General features: G+C 60.3%; 14 protein-coding genes. 6 read left to right on the top strand and 8 right to left on the bottom strand.

Translation table 11 applies throughout. From position 1 onward, the window contains the following. Nucleotides 1-97 precede the first annotated feature (97 nt). Nucleotides 98-1,597, bottom strand: a complete 1,500-nt coding sequence (locus C1N56_RS10480) for a YdgA family protein (RefSeq protein ID WP_021506164.1) — start codon at nucleotides 1,595-1,597, stop codon at nucleotides 98-100. Nucleotides 1,598-1,726: 129 nt separating this feature from the next. Continuing rightward, entirely contained in the window at nucleotides 1,727-2,902 is a 1,176-nt protein-coding gene (manA, locus tag C1N56_RS10475) for a mannose-6-phosphate isomerase (RefSeq protein ID WP_394516632.1), read from the bottom strand. A 197-nt stretch (nucleotides 2,903-3,099) separates the two neighbouring features. On the opposite strand from manA, the gene fumC reads away from it, so the two are divergent. Beyond that, nucleotides 3,100-4,497, top strand: a complete 1,398-nt coding sequence (fumC, locus tag C1N56_RS10470; RefSeq protein ID WP_021506162.1) for a class II fumarate hydratase — start codon at nucleotides 3,100-3,102, stop codon at nucleotides 4,495-4,497. Between the two features lie 53 nt (nucleotides 4,498-4,550). Here fumC and tus read toward each other — a convergent pair whose 3' ends face one another. After that, the gene (gene tus / locus C1N56_RS10465) at nucleotides 4,551-5,477 is read right to left on the bottom strand and encodes a DNA replication terminus site-binding protein (RefSeq protein WP_059008706.1); all 927 of its coding nucleotides are present in this window, start codon (nucleotides 5,475-5,477) and stop codon (nucleotides 4,551-4,553) included. A gap of 210 nt (nucleotides 5,478-5,687) precedes the next feature. Between tus and C1N56_RS10460 the strand changes: the two genes are divergently transcribed. Continuing rightward, on the top strand, nucleotides 5,688-6,875 hold the full coding sequence (locus tag C1N56_RS10460; protein ID WP_394516631.1) for an MFS transporter: 1,188 nt from the start codon (nucleotides 5,688-5,690) through the stop codon (nucleotides 6,873-6,875). Nucleotides 6,876-6,920: 45 nt separating this feature from the next. Here C1N56_RS10460 and C1N56_RS10455 read toward each other — a convergent pair whose 3' ends face one another. Next, nucleotides 6,921-7,133: a hypothetical protein gene (locus tag C1N56_RS10455; protein WP_088515833.1), complete on the bottom strand. Its 213-nt coding sequence runs from the start codon at nucleotides 7,131-7,133 to the stop codon at nucleotides 6,921-6,923. 520 nt (nucleotides 7,134-7,653) lie between these two features. Between C1N56_RS10455 and C1N56_RS10450 the strand changes: the two genes are divergently transcribed. Beyond that, nucleotides 7,654-8,139, top strand: a complete 486-nt coding sequence (locus C1N56_RS10450) for an RrF2 family transcriptional regulator (RefSeq protein WP_031279147.1) — start codon at nucleotides 7,654-7,656, stop codon at nucleotides 8,137-8,139. A 192-nt stretch (nucleotides 8,140-8,331) separates the two neighbouring features. Here the strand turns inward: C1N56_RS10450 and oqxB are convergent, their stop codons facing one another. Further along, entirely contained in the window at nucleotides 8,332-11,487 is a 3,156-nt protein-coding gene (oqxB, locus tag C1N56_RS10445) for a multidrug efflux RND transporter permease subunit OqxB (RefSeq protein WP_058758475.1), read from the bottom strand. 18 nt (nucleotides 11,488-11,505) lie between these two features. Further along, nucleotides 11,506-12,660 carry an efflux RND transporter periplasmic adaptor subunit gene (locus tag C1N56_RS10440; protein ID WP_031279145.1) on the bottom strand — a complete coding sequence of 385 codons (1,155 nt, stop codon included), beginning with the start codon at nucleotides 12,658-12,660 and terminating at the stop codon, nucleotides 11,506-11,508. 292 nt (nucleotides 12,661-12,952) lie between these two features. Between C1N56_RS10440 and C1N56_RS10435 the strand changes: the two genes are divergently transcribed. The 3 genes from C1N56_RS10435 to C1N56_RS10425 all read left to right on the top strand — a co-directional run bounded on the left by C1N56_RS10435 (nucleotide 12,953) and on the right by C1N56_RS10425 (nucleotide 14,097). Beyond that, complete coding sequence (locus tag C1N56_RS10435) at nucleotides 12,953-13,303, top strand: helix-turn-helix domain-containing protein (protein WP_021506154.1); 351 nt, start codon at nucleotides 12,953-12,955, stop codon at nucleotides 13,301-13,303. Between the two features lie 87 nt (nucleotides 13,304-13,390). Then, complete coding sequence (locus tag C1N56_RS10430) at nucleotides 13,391-13,825, top strand: ribonuclease domain-containing protein (protein ID WP_166718766.1); 435 nt, start codon at nucleotides 13,391-13,393, stop codon at nucleotides 13,823-13,825. A gap of 2 nt (nucleotides 13,826-13,827) precedes the next feature. Further along, complete coding sequence (locus C1N56_RS10425; protein ID WP_132462653.1) at nucleotides 13,828-14,097, top strand: barstar family protein; 270 nt, start codon at nucleotides 13,828-13,830, stop codon at nucleotides 14,095-14,097. Here the strand turns inward: C1N56_RS10425 and C1N56_RS10420 are convergent, their stop codons facing one another. Further along, nucleotides 14,098-16,470, bottom strand: coding sequence for a virulence factor SrfC family protein (locus tag C1N56_RS10420; RefSeq protein WP_394516630.1), 2,373 nt, complete (start codon nucleotides 16,468-16,470; stop codon nucleotides 14,098-14,100). Next, nucleotides 16,467-19,439, bottom strand: a complete 2,973-nt coding sequence (locus C1N56_RS10415) for a virulence factor SrfB (protein ID WP_394516629.1) — start codon at nucleotides 19,437-19,439, stop codon at nucleotides 16,467-16,469. Before C1N56_RS10415 ends, C1N56_RS10420 begins: the two co-directional genes overlap by 4 nt. Nucleotide 19,440 lies beyond the last annotated feature (1 nt).

Raw genomic sequence — 19,440 nt, 5'->3', positions numbered from 1 at the left:
AAGGGATATACGTACGGTGCGGCTGAACGGATGCAGAAAAGGGTGAAATTTTTTTTGCCGGGGGAAAACGGCAGCCCGGAGCGGGCTGCCGCGGGGATTACTCTGGCATGCCTTCGCTGGTTGGCGCGCCTAACATGTAGCGCGACAGGAACTGCTCCAGCGTCATTTTGTCGCCATTCATGGTGACCTGACCGTTAGCGTATTGCAGGCTGGTGGTGATGTTATCGTCCTGCTGCTGCGTCAGACGGAACATCTGACCCATCGCCGCCAGACCTTTAACCTGCTGATCGGCCAGCTTCTGCGCGTCATCACCCTGATAACCTTCCGCCAGCCCGACGTGACGCATCACTTCGGTCGCCATCGGCATATTGATGCTCAGCTTGCCGTCGAGCGTTTTCAGCACGCGATCCACGGCGGCACCCAGACTCTGCGGTTCACCGGTGACGGTCGCCGGATCGTTAAAACCGACGTTAAGGTTGAACGTGCTCTCGCCTTTGTCATTTTTCCAGCTCAGCGGCGCCACGCTTACGGTCGGCGAACCTTTCAACAGGGTCGGCAGGTTATTTCTCAGGATAGTCTGCACGCTGGCCTGGTAGCGGATAGGATCGTCCACCACGCCAGGCTGGTTCAGCAGATCCTGCATCTGCGCATTGTACTGGTCAGAGAAGGTTTTCACCGCCTGAGCATCAAACTGCGCAAATTTCATCGCCAGTTTGGCCTCGCCGAACGGCTGTTTCTGCAGGCTGATGTTGTCGACCTGATAATCAATCTGGCCGCCAATCTTGCCGTCTTTATTGTCGAACGAGGACTTCCCGTCCAGCTTCTCCAGCGTCAGGCCTTCCTGACCGTTGATGCTGGCGTCGAGCTTATCCAGCGTGATGGTCTGGTCGCCGACGCGCACGCCTTCCGGACTCAGGTGGGTGTCACCGCCCAGCTTCAGACCGTTAAGGGTAAACAGCACCGGCTGCTGCAGCTGGTTTTTGCTGGTGACGGCGATGCTGGAGAAGTCGCCCTGCAGACTCACTTTGTCGCCTTTGCTGTCCGCGCTGACGTTGAGCGTGCCGCCGTTAGTGGCGAGGCGATCACCGGTCTGCGCATTGCTGTAATCCACCGGCAGCAGGTGCAGCGCGGTATCGGTCGCGCCGCTGTAACCAACGCGGGTATCGGCATTAACCAGCGATTTGCCCTGGGTCAGTTCAAACAGTTTCTTCACCGCATCGGTGTTTTCCAGTTCGGTGTGCACCGAGGCCATGCTGGGGATCAGGTTGCCGCGCTTCAGCTGAGCAAACGGGAAAGGACCGTGGTCGATGGTTTCGTTGAGCACGATGCTTTGACCCGGCTTCAGCAGCGGATTGTCTTCGGTCTGCGAACTGGCCTGAATTACCAGTTTGGTTTTGCTGCTGAATACGCCACGCTGGTAATCCTGATAGCTGAGCGTCAGACGGCTATTCGGCGCGTACGCGTTGATCTGGCTGTTGGCATTTTGCAGCATCTCATCCATGTGGCTTTCCAGCTGTTTACCGGTAAACCACGCTGCGCCAGTCCAGATTACGCCGAGCGCCACAATCACACCTACGGCAACCTTGGTCTTTTTCATCGCTGAGTCGTCCTTATCCTTGCGTGCGCATACCGTTGGGCCGCGCGACGGGTGAAGAAAAACGCCCGCAGGCGTTTTTTAATTAATAGTTTGAAATAATAGCAGTTAATGCTGCAGGCGTCAGCCGCCTCACGTCAGCGCGTTGAACACCCGCGCCAGACGACCGTTCCCCGCCGCGCTCACCGGCGACTCGCTGGCTGCGACAAAGCAGGATTCGCCTGGTTGCAGTACCAGCTGCTGCCCGGCCTTTTCAATCACCGCCTGGCCTTCAATGCAGAACAGCAGGGCGGCACTGTGCTGTGCCAGCGTTTGCGGCGTGGCCGAAAGCGTGTGGATGGCGAAGGCAAAATCCTCTACCGGAATCGGGAAGTTGAGGCTGTCGCCCTGTGTCTGCGGCTGTGTGAGCAGCGTCGCCGCCGGTTTGGCCTCGAACTTCAGGTTGGCCAGCAGTTCCGGAATATCAATGAATTTCGGCGTCAGGCCGGCGCGCAGCACGTTATCCGAATTGGCCATCACTTCCAGCGCCACGCCTTTCAGATAGGCATGCGGCGTTTCGGCGAACAGGAACATCGCCTCACCCGGTTGCAGGGTGATGACATTCAGCAGCAGCGGTGAGAACAGGCCATTATCGTCCGGATAGTCGCTGGCGATCGTTTTGATGGTCTGCCACGGTTCGCCTTCGCGCGCGTTCAGCGCGGATTTCAGCACGCCGAGTGCGCGGGTTTTGCTCTCGTCTTTCAGCGACAGCAGGGTAGCGAACAGTTTAGCCAGCGCGGCTTCGCTGGCGTTTTCGAGGAAATGGGCGATCTGCGGATGCGCGCCCGCGACCGGCTCCAGCAGCGAGACAATCTCAGGCAGTTCGCGAAAGCCGTTCATCGCCTGGAACGGCGTCAGGGCATAGACCAGCTCGGGCTTGTGGTTAGCATCTTTATAGTTGCGCTCGGCGGCGCTGAGCGGAATGCCCGCCGCGTTTTCACGCGCGAAACCGGCTTCAGCGGCAGTTTTACTGGGATGCACCTGAATCGATAACGGCTGATCGGCGCACAGCACTTTAAACAGAAACGGCAGCTCACCGAAACGCTGCGCTACCGCAGCCCCCAGCGTCGCGACCTGATCGTCATTGATCACGTCACGCAGCGAACGGGTGATGCCATTCACTTCAACGGTAGAGGGGCTTTTGGGGTGCGCGCCCATCCATAATTCCGCCATCGGCAATCCCTGCGGGTTTTCGATGCCGTAGAGTTCGGTCAGCGCGGTTTTGCTGCCCCATGCATAATTTTGCAGCGAATTGTTCAATTTTTGCATCGTTTACCCTTAATAACGGTAAGTAAATAAGCGTATTAAAGCAGAAAGTGCCATAGAAAATACACGAACAAGTGCAATAAACGCGATGGGCTCGCATAATGTTAATTTCTTGTATGTGACAATCTTGCTCGCTCTAAGGCGTCGCGGGAAGACGACTTAGGCGGAAACCTCAAAATCTGAGCTAAGGAGACGTAGTCATGGCAGCCAACCGCATTGAAAAAGATTCAATGGGTCCGATCGAAGTTCCGGCAGATAAGTTGTGGGGCGCACAAACGCAGCGTTCGCTGGAGCACTTCCGTATCTCCACCGAGAAGATGCCCGTGGCGCTGGTGCATGCGCTGGCGCTGACCAAGCGCGCCGCCGCCCAGGTTAACCGCGATCTGGGGCTGCTGCCGGCTGAACGGGCCGGGGCGATTATCGACGCCGCTGACGAGGTGCTGGCCGACCAGCACAGCGACGAGTTCCCGCTGGCCATCTGGCAGACCGGCTCTGGCACCCAGACCAACATGAACATGAATGAAGTGCTGGCGAACCGCGCCAGCGAACTGCTGGGCGGCGAGCGCGGCATGTCGCGCAAAGTGCATCCGAATGATGATGTTAACAAGAGCCAGAGCTCCAACGATGTGTTCCCGACGGCGATGCACGTTGCCGCGGTGATTGCGCTGCGCGAACAGCTGATTCCGCAAATTGAAGTGCTGAAAAATACCCTGAGCGAGAAGTCGGCTGCGTTTAAAGACATCGTTAAAATTGGTCGTACCCACCTGCAGGACGCCACACCGCTGACGCTCGGCCAGGAAATTTCCGGCTGGGTTGCCATGCTGGAGCACAATCTGAAGCACATCGAACACAGTATTCCGCACGTCGCCGAGCTGGCGCTGGGCGGCACCGCGGTCGGTACCGGTCTGAATACCCATCCGGAATATGCGGTGCGCGTGGCGAAAGCGCTGGCCGACCTGACGCAGCAACCCTTTGTCACTGCGCCCAACAAGTTTGAAGCGCTGGCGACCTGCGATGCGCTGGTGCATGCGCACGGCGCGCTGAAAGGACTGGCCGCGTCGCTGATGAAAATCGCTAACGACGTGCGCTGGCTGTCATCCGGTCCGCGCTGCGGCATCGGTGAAATCAGCATCCCGGAAAATGAGCCCGGCAGCTCGATCATGCCAGGCAAAGTCAATCCTACCCAGTGTGAAGCGCTGACCATGCTGTGCTGCCAGGTGATGGGCAATGACGTGGCGGTGAACATGGGCGGTGCGTCCGGTAACTTCGAACTCAACGTCTACCGGCCAATGGTGATCCACAACTTCCTGCAGTCGGTACGGCTGCTGGCCGACGGCATGGACAGCTTCAATCACCATTGCGCGGTGGGCATTGAGCCCAACCGCGAGCGCATCGATCAGCTGCTCAACGAGTCGCTGATGCTGGTTACCGCGCTGAATACCCATATCGGCTATGACAAAGCGGCGGAAATTGCCAAGCAGGCGCACAAACAGGGGCTGACGCTGAAAGCCTCGGCGCTGCAGCTCGGCTACCTGACCGAAGCGCAGTTTGACGAATGGGTGCGGCCGGAAGAGATGGTTGGCAGCATGAAGCAATAGCTTTACTTTACTGCCGGACACTACAGCGCGACCTGTCGCGCTGTTTTTTTGCCTTACAGACGGTCACTCCATAAATGCAGCCGCGGGATGATCAGATGCAGCGGCTGCGCCAGCGGCTTGTAACGGTGCGCGATGTTTTCAGCATCGTAATCCAGCAGTTCACCCAGCGTCGGCACCTGCGTACGATCGCGGCACAACACCAGCAGCGGCGAAGGGCAGGCCAGCTGCAGCTGTTTTTTCTCGCTGGCGCGCCACAGCCGCGCGATAGGTTGCACTTTGACCGGCCGCTTGATCTTCAGCTGCGCGCCGTCCGGCAATGACCGCACCCGCTCCAGCTCCTGCTGCACTTTCTCAGCCCACTGTTCGCGCGTCCACGGCGCCTGCGCGCGGTTCGCCTTCAGGCTGCGCTCCAGCTGCCCGACGATGGCCTCGCGCGTCACCTTCTTGATGATGTTTTTATTCGCCCAGCCAAAACGCAGCGTATCCGGCGCCTGCAGTAGCGTGACGCTGCGGTAGGCGTTGAGGGTGATCAGGCCACGCAGATGCTGGTGCACAAACTCAAAACGCGCCTCGCTCGGCAGGCCGGAGTCGACGGTGATCAATTGCTCCAGCCGCTGCTTGAGGGTGTTGATGGTCGTGACCTGCTGCTCCAGTCGCTGGCTGGCTGCCTCATCCGCCTCAATGCAGAGGGCGCCAGGCAGACGCACCGCCGCTTTGGTGCTGAGTTTTTCTGACTGATGCTGCATAAACAGGCGACAGTAGTGGGCGAGGGCCATTTCGCGCGCGCGTTTACCGAGATGCTGGGTCACCGCGATGCGGTTTATTTCATCATGCTCTTTGCCTTTCTCGATCTCAGGCAGGCTGAACACGCGCGCCAGCAACAGCGGCTGCTGTTCAACCGACGCCCGCAGTGCAGTGAGTTCGCGCTCCAGCGTATTGACGCATTCATGTAAATCAGCCACCAAATCATAGCGAGCCATCGCGGTTCTCCATAGTTACAACATACCAAAGGGTGGCACTGAATGACGCGGCGAGCAAGCAGGCATACTAGTTACAACATACTATAATAGGGTTTATCCATCCAGTCGCTGAAACCCCGGCGTGGAATTCGGCTCAACAGGACGCGCGGGCATTTTTCCTGCCGGATGAACATGTTATAACCGTGATTTACCTGTTAACGGATATTAGCTGTGGAGTATCAGCCAAAACCGGGCGCGCCCGCTATCGTCACGCTCGGCGCCGTGCAGATCCTGTCATGGGGCGGATCGTTTTATCTGATGGCCGTGATGGCTAACCCGATCATCGCGGAAACCGGCTGGTCGCAGCAGTGGGTGTATGGCGCACTTTCGCTCGGCATTCTGGTCTCGGGCCTGCTGGCACCGCTGTGCGGCCGGCTGATTGCCCGCGCACAGGGTCGCCGGCTGCTGGCGGCAAGCGGGGCGGTGATGGCGCTCGGGCTGGTGATCATGGCGCTGAGTCACAGTTTGCCGCTGTTTCTGTTTGCCTGGCTGATTATCGGCGCGGGTATGGCGATGGGCCTGTATGACGCGCTGTTCGCCACGCTGGGCACCTTATATGGCGGCCAGGCGCGTGGCGCAATTACCGGTATTACGCTGATCTCAGGATTCTGCACCTCGCTGGTGTGGCCCGGCATCGCGCTGCTGATCCACTGGCTGGAGTGGCGCGGCGCCTGTCTGGCTATTGCCGCGCTGCTGTGTCTGGCGGTGCTGCCGGCTTACCTGTATGCGCTGCCGGCGCCGCGCACGCCATCGATGCCAAAAACCAGGCAACAGTATACCGCACAGAATTCACTGGCTCCCACGCTGTTCTGGCTGCTGTGCAGCATCTTTACCCTCGCGTCGGTGATCATGACGGCGATATCGGTGCAGCTGATTACCCTGCTGCAGGCGAGCGGGCATTCGCTGAGCGCCGCGCTGGCGATCAGCACGCTGCTGGGGCCGTGCCAGGTGGCGTCGCGCATTGTCGATATGGCGTTCAAACGCGGCCATCCCATCTGGACCACTTTCTTCTCGGTCGGACTGGTGGCGCTGGGATTACTGCTGCTGGCCTGTTATCCCGCGTGGGCGCTGGTGAGTATGGTGCTGTACGGTGCAGGGAATGGCTTGCGGGCTATCGTGCGCGGTACGCTGCCGCTGGCGATGGTGAAACCGGAAGAGTACGCCATTGTGGTTGGCCGCATGGCGCGACCGGCGCTGATTGGTCAGGCGCTCACACCGCTGATTGGCGGCTATATTTTCCAGCATTCCGGTGCGCAGGCTACGCTGTGGCTGTTATGTGCGCTGGCGCTTATCAACGTGCTTTTGGTGGTGGTGCTGAAGCGGAAATTGCCGGCAGGCGCTCCGGAATCCGCAGGTTGAAATCGCCACTGACGGCTAACGGGCAGAGATGGCCGCTGCTGCGCTTTAGTGGCGATCCGTCAGATATTGCAGCAGGCAACACAACGCGCTTAACAGCAGAGTGCAGCCAGCCGAGACAACGAAAGGCAGCGGTGCCATACGCACGCATTGCCATAAGGTTGGCGCGTTCAGGCAGCTGGTTGCCGCCGTGATGATGCCCACCGTCAGCGGGAGAACGGTCAGCAATAACGCGCCGACGACCGGGGATAATACAGACATTATTTCGCGCCTCGAAAATAGTAACGGCGCGCATTTTGTGCAAAAAATAGCAAGGGAATCATGACCCTGATCAATATTATTCCTTTCAGAAACCGGTTAATCGACCCTGACGCAGCCCCTTCGCCGGTGTGTTTTTGTTTCTTACACAGAAACAATGGTTTGTCTGAAGGTCGGTTGCGCACACGGCGCGACACCCGTGCAGAAATAATCGTCCCTTTGTCACAACGTCCTTCACCAGCCCGCAGCTACAGCGGTGGGGGCAAAAAAGTGACACGTCGCGCATATTGTTGCGCAAGGCTCAGAGTGCTAAAGCGGTCAGCGGCATGCCATGTTGGAATATACTTATCTAAATTCAATAGTTTAAGACGATATTAAGGCGGGTAATAGCTCAGGTTAGTCACGAGTGGAAAGCATTTTCGGTATTCTAAAAAGCAACAGTGTTTGTTATATTTATTGCTCATTGATTATTCACTGCCGCGGTATGAAAACAAGAAGATAGGCCGCAACTCAGGAAACAGAAATGCTAGATTACCGCTTCCCGACAGCTTTGCAGATGGTTTTGAGCGTAGCGATGGCGGAGCAATTGGGTAAACGCTCGACCAGTGCCATTCTGGCGTACGGTCTTGAAGCGAACCCCAGTTTCATTCGGAAACTCATGGTTCCGTTAACGCGCGATGGCATCATTGTCTCGACGCTTGGCCGTACCGGCTCGATCCATCTGGGTCGTCCGGCCGCTGAGATCACGCTGCGCGATATCTACACCTCAGTGATTGAAGACAAAAAACTGTGGGCGTCGCGCCCCGATGTCGCACCGCGCTGTCTGGTCAGCGCCAACCTGTGCTGGTACTTCAAATCGATCGCGGAGCAAGCGGAAGAGGCGTCGCTTAAAGTGCTGGAAACCCGCACCGTCGCCGATGCCCTTAACGAGCTGAAAAAGCACGATACCAGCAACTGCGAACCGCTGCCTGACCTCGAAATCGCCGAACTCTGCAAAAAAGATCGCTAACCTCGCGTGCGCATCGCTGATGCGCACCTTGCCATTCCGCTTCTGCACGCGCAGTCTACCCCTGTAAATCCTGTGAAATCCCGCTGCTGTGCTCTGGCGCAGAGGCGCGCTGTTACTGTGTAACATCGTCATGCTGCGCCAGGTAAAAAAAATCCGGGCACGATGGCCCGGATGGGTTTTACTCCTTAGCGTTTACACCGTCTGCGTTTCCACCGCCGGCTGCTGCTTGCGCGTCACCAGCTTACGCAGCGTCACGTAGAACACCGGCGTCAGGAACAGGCCGAACAGCGTAACCCCCAGCATGCCCGAGAACACGGTGATGCCGGTTACGCCGCGCACTTCCGCACCGGCGCCTTCACCCAGAATCAGCGGCACGGTGCCGGCGATAAAGGCGATGGAGGTCATGACGATCGGACGCAGACGCAGGCGACAGGCTTCCAGCGCCGACTCGACAATTCCTTTGCCCTGCATCTCCAGCTCGCGAGCGAACTCGACGATCAGGATAGCGTTCTTACACGCCAGCCCCATCAGCACCACCAGCCCGACCTGCACGAACACGTTGTTATCGCCGCCGGTCAGCCACACGCCGACCAGCGCGGAGAGCATCGTCACCGGTACGATCAGGATCACCGCCAGCGGCAGCGTCCAGCTCTCATACAGCGCCGCCAGCACCAGGAACGCCAGCAGCACCGCCACCGGGAACACGATAAACGCGGTATTGCCCTGGGTTGCCTGCTGGTAACTCAGATCGGTCCATTCGATATTCATGCCGTTCGGCAGCACCTGGCTGGACATCGCCTCGAGTTTTTCCATCGCCTGCGCAGAAGAGAGCACACGCGGATCGGCATCGCCAATCAGGTCGGCCGCCGGATAGCCGTTATAGCGAATCACCGGGTCCGGACCGTAGGTGGTGGTGATGTTCACCATGCTGCCAATCGGTACCATCTCACCACGATCGTTGCGGGTACGCAGGTTCGCGATATCCTGCACGCTGTCGCGGAAATCCCCGTCAGCCTGCGCCATCACGCGCCAGGTACGACCAAACTTGTTGAAGTCGTTGACGTAAGACGAACCCAGATACACCTGCAGCGTCGTGAACAGATCGGTCAGCGATACGCCCTGTGCTTTGGCTTTGTCGCGATCGACCTGCACATCCAGCTGCGGCACGTTGGCCTGATAGGAGGAGATCGGGAACATCATGCCAGGCGTCTGCATCACCGCACCGGACAGGGTATTAATCGCGGTTTGCAGTGCGCCATAGCCGAGGCCCGCACGGTCCTGCACATACAGCGAATAGCCCGATCCCTGGCCCAGACCGAGGATCGGCGGTGGCATGATGGAGAAACCGAAGCCCTGCTGGATTTTGGAAATTTTCGCGTTGATCTCAGCATTGATTTCCGCCGCAGTGCGGCTGCGCTCGCTGAATGGTTTCAGACCGAAGAACACCGTGCCGGTATTGGGCGTATTGGTGAACTGCAGCGCATTCAGGCCGGGGAAGGCGACGGAGTAGGCCACGCCTTCGGTGTTCATGCCGATTTCGCTCATCTTACGAATCACTTCATCGGTACGCGCCAGCGATGAGCCTTCCGGCATCTTCACGCCACCAATCAGGTACAGCTTATCCTGCGTCGGAATAAAGCCGCCTGGCACGGTGTGGAACATGAAGCCGGCACCGGCCAGCAGCAGCACGTACACGCCAAACACCGCACCGCGCCGGCGCAGGGTTTTGCCGACCATCGATTCATAGCCGTCCGAGCTGCGCTGGAAGAAGCGGTTAAACGGCCGGAACACCCAGCCCAGCAGGCGATCAATCAGGCGCGTCGGCAGGTCCTTCGGCGCACCGTGCGCCTTCAGCAGTTTCGCCGCCAGTGCCGGAGAGAGCGTCAGCGAGTTAATCGCCGAAATCACCGTCGAAATGGCAATGGTCACGGCAAACTGCTTATAGAACTGACCGGTTACGCCCGAGAGGAAGGCCATCGGCACAAATACCGCACACAGCACCAGCGCGATGGCGATAATCGGCCCGGAGACCTCGCGCATCGCCTGGTGAGCTGCCGCCACCGGTGTTAAGCCCTGCTCAATGTTACGTTCGACGTTCTCCACCACCACGATGGCGTCATCGACCACGATACCAATCGCCAGCACCAGCCCGAACAGACTCAGGGTATTGAGCGAAAAGCCCAGCAGATAGAGCACGCTGAAGGTACCGACCACCGACACCGGCACGGCCAGCAGCGGGATGATCGAGGCGCGCCACGTCTGCAGGAACAGAATCACCACCAGCACCACCAGCACGATGGCTTCGAACAGCGTCTGGACCACGGCGCGGATCGAGTCACGCACGAACACCGTCGGGTCATAAGGCGCGGCCCACTGCACGTCATCCGGGAAGCGCGTTGCCAGCTCGGCCATCTTGGCGCGTACCGCATTCGACAGGTCGATGGCGTTTGCGCCCGGTGACTGGAAGATACCGATACCGACCGCATCCTTGTTGTTCAGCTGCGAACGCAGGGCATAGCTGCCGGAGCCCATCTCGATGCGCGCCACGTCACGCAGGCGCACCAGCGTGCCGTCGTCGGCGGTTTTCAGGATGATGTTGCCAAACTGCGCCTCATCTTCCAGCCGCCCCTGGGTGTTGATCGACAGCAGAAAATCGCTCTCTTTCTTCGTCGGCTCAGCGCCCAGCTGCCCGGCAGAAACCTGCACGTTCTGCTCCTGCATGGCGCTGACCACGTCGCCGGCGGTCATGCCGCGCGCCGCCACTTTGTTCGGGTCGAGCCAGACGCGCATCGCGTAGTCACCGGCACCGAAGATCTGAATCTGGCCGACGCCCGGCAGGCGCGCCAGCTCATCTTTCACCTTCAGCGTGGCGTAGTTACGCAGATAGAGCGAATCGTACTTGCCGTGGGGCGAGAACAGATGCACCACCAGCGTCAGGGTAGGTGACTGCTTCTGGGTGGTCAGGCCGAGCTGACGCACCTCTTCCGGCAGACGCGCTTCAGCCTGCGCCACGCGGTTTTGCACCTGGACCTGCGCCTGGTCGGGATCCGTCCCCGGGCGGAAGGTCACGGTGGTAACCAGCACGCCATCTGAGCCGGCTACCGACTTCATGTACATCATGTTTTCCACCCCGTTGATCGCTTCTTCCAGCGGCGTTGCCACCGAATCAGCAATCACTTTGGGGTTGGCACCGGGATATTCTGCGCGCACCTGCACGCTGGGTGGTACCACGTTGGGGTATTCACTGATCGGCAACAGCGGAATGGCGATCAGTCCGGTGGTAAATATCAAAATCGACAGCACCGCGGCGAAAATCGGTCGGTCGATAAAAAAGCGGGAGAAATCCATAACGGGCAGTCTCGATTATTATTGAGCGGAGCGCATGGCCACCGGCTGCGCTTTTACCGGCATACCGGGCATGAACACTTTCTGCAGACCGTTGACAATCACCTTGTCGCCTGGCTTCAGACCCTGCTGCACAATACGCAGGCCGTTAGCCAGATCGCCCAGCTGAACATCGCGGCGTTCGGCTTTGCCTTGCGCATCAACCACGTAAACGTATTTACGATCCTGGTCGGTCAGCACCGCGCGGTCGTCGACCAGCAGCGCGTTGAATTCTGCGCTGCCCGGCAGCCGCACGCGGGCAAACAGGCCTGGGGTAAACTGACGCTGCTGATTGTCGAGCGTGGCGCGCATGCGAATGGTGCCGGTGCTGGCGGTCAGCTGGTTATCGAGAAAATCGACGGTGCCGCGGTGCGGATAGCCCTGTTCGCCGGTCAGCGCAATCTCTACCGGCAGCGAACCGCGGTTCTGGCCCTGACGCGCCATCGCCTGGTACTGCAGATAAATCGCTTCGTCGACGTCAAAGTAGACGTACATGCGGTCCTGCGACACCAGCGTGGTGAGGACGCTGGCGCTGTCGCCGGCGGTCACCAGGTTACCGGTGGTGATCATCGCCCGGCTGGCGCGTCCATCAATCGGCGCGGTGACGCGGGTAAAGTCGAGGTTCAGCTGCGCCATATCGACTGCCGCCTGGGCGGCCAGCACGCTGGCCTGCGCCTGACTGGCGGTCGAACGCCGCTGTTCCCACTCTTCGCGCGATACCACCTGGGTGCCGATCAGCTTGTCGGTACGGGCCGACTCGCTGCGGGCCAGCGCCGCCTGGCTACGTGCGCTGGCCAGTTCGGCCTGCGCCTGCTCCAGCGTGGCGCGGTAGGTGCGGTCATCAATGGTAAACAGCACCTGACCTTTCTTCACCTCATCGCCTTCGCGATAGTTAACCTGATCGATGTAGCCCGAGACGCGCGGACGCAGCTGCACGCTCTGCACCGCTTCAATGCGGCCATTGAAGCTATCCCACTGGCTGACTTTTTGTTGCACCACCTGCGCGACACTCACTTCGGGCGGAGGCGGCGGCGCATTTTGCGCCACACCGCGATCACAACCGGCCAGCAGGCTTCCCAGCAACATCACTCCTGACAGGCTTACGGCCCGACGAACCCCATATGTTTGCAGATGCATTGTTGTTATTCCGCGTTGGTGAAAAAGAAAGGAGACGTACGAAAAATCTGCAACTTTTAAGATTGCATTAAAACCACAGGAGTGTAGGCTTGGGCGAACTGCATCTGCAAGAATATCTGATACACTTTATGTGCGGTTTTGATCAATTCGTAACAGGTAGCGAAAGCCCCTACGGCGAGTGCGGCATTTAATGCAATAATAAAACTTGCATTAAGTGCGATAGTCAGTCACCCTTAAAGTGTAATTGCAACTGATACTGATACTGTTCGCCATGGCGACGGGAGAGAATGGGATGATGAGCGACGCTTTTATTCACGATCTGATCGACTGGATTGATAACAACATTGAAGCACGTCTGGATCTGGACACCGTAGCGGGGCGCGCCGGCTATTCGAAGTGGCACCTGCAGCGCATGTTCAAAGAGCACACCGGCTATCCGCTGGGTGAGTACATCCGGGCCAAAAAGCTGAAAAAATCGGCCGACCGCCTGACCACCACCAACGAACCGATCCTCAACGTGGCGATTTCGCTGGGCTTCGATTCACAGCAGTCGTTTAACCGCAGCTTCAAGCGCCAGTATGGCGTGGCACCGGGCGCATGGCGTCGTCACGCCGCGCACACCCCGAGCGCGATGCAGCAGTAAACCTCCGCCAGGGCCAGCCATGCTGGCCCGCGTTTTTCCCCGCCTGAAACCTGCTATTATCGGCGTCCTGCTTTTCAGGATGTCACTATGTCGAAAAAACTCTGGATTGGATTACTGTTTGCGCTGGTGGTTTGCTGGATCGGGCTGAAGCCCCATCTGAGCGGTACTGCGCCGGAAAAACAGACGGATATTGCGCAACTGACCGATGCAAAGCGCGTGGCGCGCTGGCTGCAGCAGCATCACCGTTTGCCTGATTTTTATCTCACCAAAAGTGCGGCACGTCGTCAGGGCTGGAACCCGGCGCAGGGTAACCTGTGTGAGGTGTTGCCAGGGCGGGCGATTGGCGGCGATCGCTTCAGTAACCGCGAACGGCGGCTGCCGATGCAGGCAGGACGCCAGTGGTATGAAGCGGACGTCAATTACGACTGCGGCCACCGCGATGCCGATCGTCTGCTTTACTCTTCTGATGGGCTGATCTTTCTCACCACCGATCACTATCGCAGCTTCACGCCGGTACCCTGACTATGCTGACACTCCATTTTGATTTTCGCACGCTGGGCACGCGCCAGGCCTTTTATCAGGCGCTGGTCGATCAGAGCGGCTGCGGTGAACGCTTTGGTTACAATCTGGATGCGCTGTGGGACTGGCTAACCGGCGGCATGGCGCTGCCGGCAACGCTGCATCTGCAGCATGTCGCCGAGGTCAGCACCAGCGCGGAGTTTGCCCCGGTGCTGGCGCTGCTGGAAGAGGCGGCGCAGCAGCTGGCGGGCGAGCTGCGCCTGATTACTCACTGACTACGCGTGCAGCGGCAGCAGCATAATCGCCAGCGTCTGGCGTGCGCTGGCCGGCAAATCGCCGCCGCCGGTGTAGCCGTTATTTTCGACGATCAGCGAATTTAACCCCACCAGCCAGTCATAAATGTAATAGGCGGTGTGGTTAGCCGGCGCGGCAGACAGCCGCGTCAGACGCTGGCCTGACGAAAAGCTGACGCTGGGCGCCGGCGGGCGGGCGAAAATCGGGCTGCCGCGATTGACGCGACTCTGCGGCCGTTCACATTCATCCCGCTGCAGGAAGCCGAGCCAGGCGACAAAGTCACCCAGCACCGTCATGGCACGCGACACCTGGCGATCGGTGCGCGCTTCATGGGCACTGGCCTGCGTCTCCGTTTCGTTCAGCGCGCTTTGCAGTTTGCTCAGCACCTGCAGACGGAAGCTGGCGGTGATGAGCTCTTCCACCAGCAGTTCCAGCGTTGGCTTATCAACGTTGAGCAGCGCCAGCAGGCTCTGGCTCTCCGGCAGCTGACGCAGGTGCGCCAGCCACAGCGCGAACACCTGCTGGGGAAACTGCTGATCGCGCTGGCCGCTGCTGCTGCGCGGTTCGGCGGTGGTTACCGGCTCATCGTTAAACAGGTCAAACTCAAAACCAATACCAAAATAGCTCTGCTCTGCCGCGGCTGGCTGGCCGCCGGTGGACGGCGTGCTGCCGTGGCTCTGACTCAGCCACAGCTGGCGCACCGCTTCGCGCGAGGGCTGCAGACGCTCAAGCAGCTCGCCGTGCAGGCCGGTGCGATGTTGTAAACACTTCAGCAGCGTATCGGCGATGGCCTGTTTCCGCGCGGCCTGTTCCGGCGTGGCGCTGGCTTCGGTCCACGGCTGCAGACGCTCCACCAGTTTCTGCTGCAGCGTGCTGAGCTGCAGCGCCAGCCGGTCGCGCCGTGCCTCCGGCTGCATCTCATCCTGCAGCCAGCTGCTCATGCGGTCGACACCGGCGCGATCGCGCGCCAGCATGGAGCCCCAGCTTTGGCCAGGCTGACCAATCTGCCGCTGTACCGCTTCATCGACGTTGATTTGCGACTGCTGATAGCGCGCATCGTGCGGCGTAATCGCCCAAATCAGGCGCGGCTTATCCGCGCTGGCCGTCGCGCTCTGCTGCAGTTGCCACTCGCGCAGCGCGCTGGCGGCGAGATCCGCATCCTGACGCTGGCTGGCGGCGGTACAAATCAGCATTAAATCGATGCCCTGACGGGCGGCATAGAAGCCCGGCTGCAGGGCACGTTTCTGTTCCAGCAGAGTGGCGCGCAGTGCATCACGCGCCTGCAACCTTGCGCGCTCGTCCTGCTGATCGCGGTCGGCGGGCGTGCCCGGTGCGGGCAGTTCCAGCATATCGGCTTCGTCATATAGCGCCTGACGCGGCGTCGAACTGAGCGGGAGGGTGATTTCCAGCGTCAGCAGCGCCAGCCAGCCGAGCGGTACTGACTGCGGTTTGCCCACGCGGTTGGCGACAACCGGACACACTTCAATCAATTCGTTCAGGTCGGCGTCATGGCCGATGAGCTTTTCAGCGGGCAGTGAGGCGTCATCCACCAGCAGGCTGAGCGGTGCCAGCACGCGCGGCGCGTGCCGCAGCTGATGGCGCAGATGCAGCAGGCTGCGCAGGGTTTCATTCAGCGCCGGACGCTGCGGCCACAGCAGCGCAAACAGCTGCACGCGGTCGTCCACGTTGAGCCACGGTGCCAGCTCAATCGCCTGCGGCCAGAAATGACGGTCCAGCACCTCGGCGTGGTCGGGCTGGCGGCGATGCCACGCCCACAGCGTCACCAGCGCGTCGCTGACGAGGCCGGGCTGCATCTCGCTCTGGCGATGGCGCTGCAGGCGCTGCAGCGCGGCATCAATCGCCGCGCTATCCGGCTGGGTGTCTGCGCTGGCACAGGCCAGCATCAGACGAATCAGCTCGGCTTCGCTCAGCAGCGTCATCTCCAGCGGCCACGCACCAGACTGCGCTTCACGCTGATGGCTGAAACGGGTGGCGATGGCAAAATCGAGATTGCCGGGATTGATGTGCTGAAAATAGTTCAGGGTTTTGTCGCCGAGACGGGCGATCAGCTGGCCCTGCGCGTCGCCGACCATTTCACTCAGCAGCCAGGCTTTACCCGCCTGCGACTGACCAAACAGCGCCAGGGTGACCGGCCGCGCCAGCTGTCGTGCCAGCGCGTGGCTTTCAACGCGGGCGCGACGCAGCTGGAGCCGCAGCGTATCGGCTTCCAGCGCCAGACGCGGCGAGTGCGCCTGGTGGCTCTCCACCCAGTTCAGCGCGCCGTCAACCGTCTCCTGCAGCAGGCCCAGGCGTTTAGCAGGCGTCGCCGGCGTGGCTTTTTTGGCAGTTCTCATCGTTTACACACGCTCCCGCTGTCGATCCAGTATTGCGCATTGGCGTTGCCGGTGGCCGACAGCGTATTCAGTTTCAGACTCAGTTGCTCCAGCGGCACGCGCGTGCCATCGTCCATGCGCGCCTCGCTCAGCACCAGCCGCTCCGGGCCGAGATTATCCGGGCCCGGTTGTACCGCCAGCCTGATGCGCAGCACGCTTTCGCCCGCTACCTGGCGCGCCAGCTGCGGATCGGTAATGCTCAGGCTGTAGAGCGGTGTCGCCGGCCAGCGGTCGTTCTCCAGCTGGCGGAAACCGAGGCAGACGTTACCGCGAATGCGGAAGCTGCTTTTACGGTCCAGCGCGAAGCTGTGGCTGTCGAGATCAATCTCGCTGTAGCACAGATTGTCATCGCTCAGCGTGGCGTTTTCATCCAGCACGCCAAGATAGCGAATGGTCGAGTAGGGTTCAAAATCGCCGGCGCGGAACCAGAAGCTGCTGAGACGCAGATCGAGTGCCAGCAGACACAGCATGGCACCGACCGCCGCGGTGGATTTCGGGTTATCAATGCGTCCCTGTTTGTTGAACGGATACCAGTCGCTGGTGTGATACCCCTCCAGCGACAAAATGCGGCTGCCCGGCAGCGGCTGCAAATGACGCACCAGCGCCTGAATGCCCGGGAAGCGCGACGGGCGACCGGTCAGCAGCAGCACATCGCACTGATAGAGGGAAACCACTTCGCACATGGCGCGCAGCGCCGGGATGATCGCCATCCGGTGCTGCAGGAACTCAGCATGCAGCTGCGCCATGCTCACCACCAGCGGCACGTCAAGCAGATCGAAACGGCTGTCGCCGCCGAGCGTGCGCTGAATCTCTCCGTTGACAAACGCCAGCACGCTGCTGGCTGGCTTCTGCGGCACCAGCTCGCCAAACAGCGCGTTAATTTCGCTGTGGCTGTCGAGCGGATTCCAGTTTTCATAGCGCTCCAGCACCGCCTGCGCCAGCGGAATAAACAGCTGCAGGGTGACCTGCTGGCGCAGCGTGGCCTGACCGTCCATGCGGCTGTCGTGTCCAAACAGCTTGTTCATCAGCGGTTCCGCCAGCGCCAGGCCGGCTTTTTGCAGACTCTGCTGTAACGCGGGCAGGATCCACAGCTGAATCACGTCCAGCAGAATGTCATCGCCGGCCACTTTAAACCCTTCCCGGAACAGCAGACGCGGGGTGATTTTCACGTTGTTGCCCTGACCATCATCCAGACGATACTGGGTGATGGCGAGATCGGTGGTGCCGCCGCCGATATCAATCGAGGCGATGCGCAGGCTTTTGCCCGGCAGCTCATCCGCTTCGCGCGGGCGATCCGGGCGCGCCATGCTGCTGAAGAAATCTTCCGCGCGACCGGCAAAGTTCACCTGGGTTTCGTTGAATAGCCACACCATCTGACCGCAGGTGGCTTCATCCCACTCCATCTGCACATCCGGTACCGGCCGCAGGCTGTGTGCCTGGCTGGCGGCGTCAAACGCGGCGTCGGCCGGATGCCAGCCTTCGGCTTTCCACACCAGCGCGATGGCTTCCTGCATGCGGCGACGGAAAATTTCCCGCTCCGGCTTCGGCATGGCCGACGGCAGCGTCAGGATCACATGACGCAGCTGGCGCGGCGCCTGGCTTTGCGGCATACGCTGGCGCTGGGCCACGCTGTTCATCTGCATCATGGCCTGCGCCAGCAGCTCACACAGCATAAAGGTCATCAGCGAGCTGCGGCTGTAGCTGGCAGAAAACACCGGCAGGCGGTCATCTTCCGGCAGGGCATGCAGCGGCTGCCCCTCATCGTTGAGCAACAGGGTAAACGGCAGCGCGGTGGCCTGCGGCTCGTCGCTGCCGCCGCTGGCGTTGAAGCGCCAGCCGGGCTGATAACGCGCTTCGTCCCATAAGTAGCGGCGCGGGCTGGAGAGGCCGGTGCTGCCCTCGGTGCCGGCGCGCTGCAGCGCCAGGCGGCTGGCTTCGCGACCGACGCGGGTCAGTGAGGGCCACATAAACGCGTTTTCGCGGCCGCTCTCCAGCGAGAAGTTGGCTTTGCCAAAGTGCGTTTCGGCAAACTCCAGCCGGCTGTCAAACAGCTCGTTGTAGACCTGGTGCGGCTGCGACAGATCGCGCAGCTGCAGCTCATAGGTCTGGCGCAGGCCGTTGCTCTCTTCGGGGTGATCTTCCACCAGAATGCCGCAGGTATGCGAGTTGCCGACGTCGAGAATGATATCCACGTTGACCGCCGGCGTTTGCGGTGAGGCCGCCTGGATAGTGATTTCTGCCAGATCGAGCTGTTCGCCCAGCAGTTCCAGCACGTTGAGATAGTGCGCCTGATATTCAAATTCGCGCAGCGCCTGGTTTACTTCCTGCTCGCGGCGTGATTCCAGCGCATACACCTGCTGGCTGAACGTCTCGCGCAGCCAGCCGTCAACCCAGGTGAGGTCGAGGAACTCGCCCAGTTCATAGTTGTGCCACGCCAGCGCAAAGCTGACGTCGTTCTGCGCATCGGCTTTGCTCAACCCCAGCTGCTCACCGCCGTCCGTGTCGGCCACCAGGCGCGTATCGAAGGCGAGGGTGATGCGATGGGTATTGCCCGCCGCGTCGGGCTGGCTGAGCGGCGCAAGGCGCAGACGCGCCCAGTTATCCGGGCCACCGATGAAACGACGGCCGCTGGAACAGCGCAGCACCGGCAGCGGCAGCCACTGCCCGGCCAGCAGCGTCAGGGAATCGGCCAGCGCGATATCGGTTTCCGGGCGCACCACCTCAGCGGCGCCGCCATCCTGCGGATAGAGCAGAAACTTGCCGCTGTTGCCATCAACGTTGAGACGCAGCAGCGGACCATTGGCGGTCTGGCGCACAAACTGCCGCCGCGCCTGTAGCGCGGGCAGGCGCAGACCAAAATCAAGAAACTGCACACCGCTGTCTTCGATCAGCGTGATTTTCTGTTTGTCATCAATCAGGGGAGCCAACATG

This window comes from Pantoea sp. SGAir0175 (genome assembly GCF_043547855.1).
The sequence above is the reverse complement of the archived record's forward strand: the minus strand, read 5'-3'. Positions and strand labels throughout refer to the sequence as shown.

Coding starts and splice junctions, on each gene's coding strand:
- C1N56_RS10430 (WP_166718766.1), top strand. CDS start 13,391: ATGTCGAAAAAACTCTGGATTGGATTACTGTTTGCGCTGGTGGTTTGC.
- C1N56_RS10425 (WP_132462653.1), top strand. CDS start 13,828: ATGCTGACACTCCATTTTGATTTTCGCACGCTGGGCACGCGCCAGGCC.
- fumC (WP_021506162.1), top strand. CDS start 3,100: ATGGCAGCCAACCGCATTGAAAAAGATTCAATGGGTCCGATCGAAGTT.
- C1N56_RS10450 (WP_031279147.1), top strand. CDS start 7,654: ATGCTAGATTACCGCTTCCCGACAGCTTTGCAGATGGTTTTGAGCGTA.
- C1N56_RS10415 (WP_394516629.1), bottom strand. CDS start 19,439: ATGTTGGCTCCCCTGATTGATGACAAACAGAAAATCACGCTGATCGAA.
- C1N56_RS10480 (WP_021506164.1), bottom strand. CDS start 1,597: ATGAAAAAGACCAAGGTTGCCGTAGGTGTGATTGTGGCGCTCGGCGTA.
- C1N56_RS10420 (WP_394516630.1), bottom strand. CDS start 16,470: ATGAGAACTGCCAAAAAAGCCACGCCGGCGACGCCTGCTAAACGCCTG.
- C1N56_RS10435 (WP_021506154.1), top strand. CDS start 12,953: ATGATGAGCGACGCTTTTATTCACGATCTGATCGACTGGATTGATAAC.
- manA (WP_394516632.1), bottom strand. CDS start 2,902: ATGCAAAAATTGAACAATTCGCTGCAAAATTATGCATGGGGCAGCAAA.
- oqxB (WP_058758475.1), bottom strand. CDS start 11,487: ATGGATTTCTCCCGCTTTTTTATCGACCGACCGATTTTCGCCGCGGTG.
- tus (WP_059008706.1), bottom strand. CDS start 5,477: ATGGCTCGCTATGATTTGGTGGCTGATTTACATGAATGCGTCAATACG.
- C1N56_RS10455 (WP_088515833.1), bottom strand. CDS start 7,133: ATGTCTGTATTATCCCCGGTCGTCGGCGCGTTATTGCTGACCGTTCTC.
- C1N56_RS10440 (WP_031279145.1), bottom strand. CDS start 12,660: ATGCATCTGCAAACATATGGGGTTCGTCGGGCCGTAAGCCTGTCAGGA.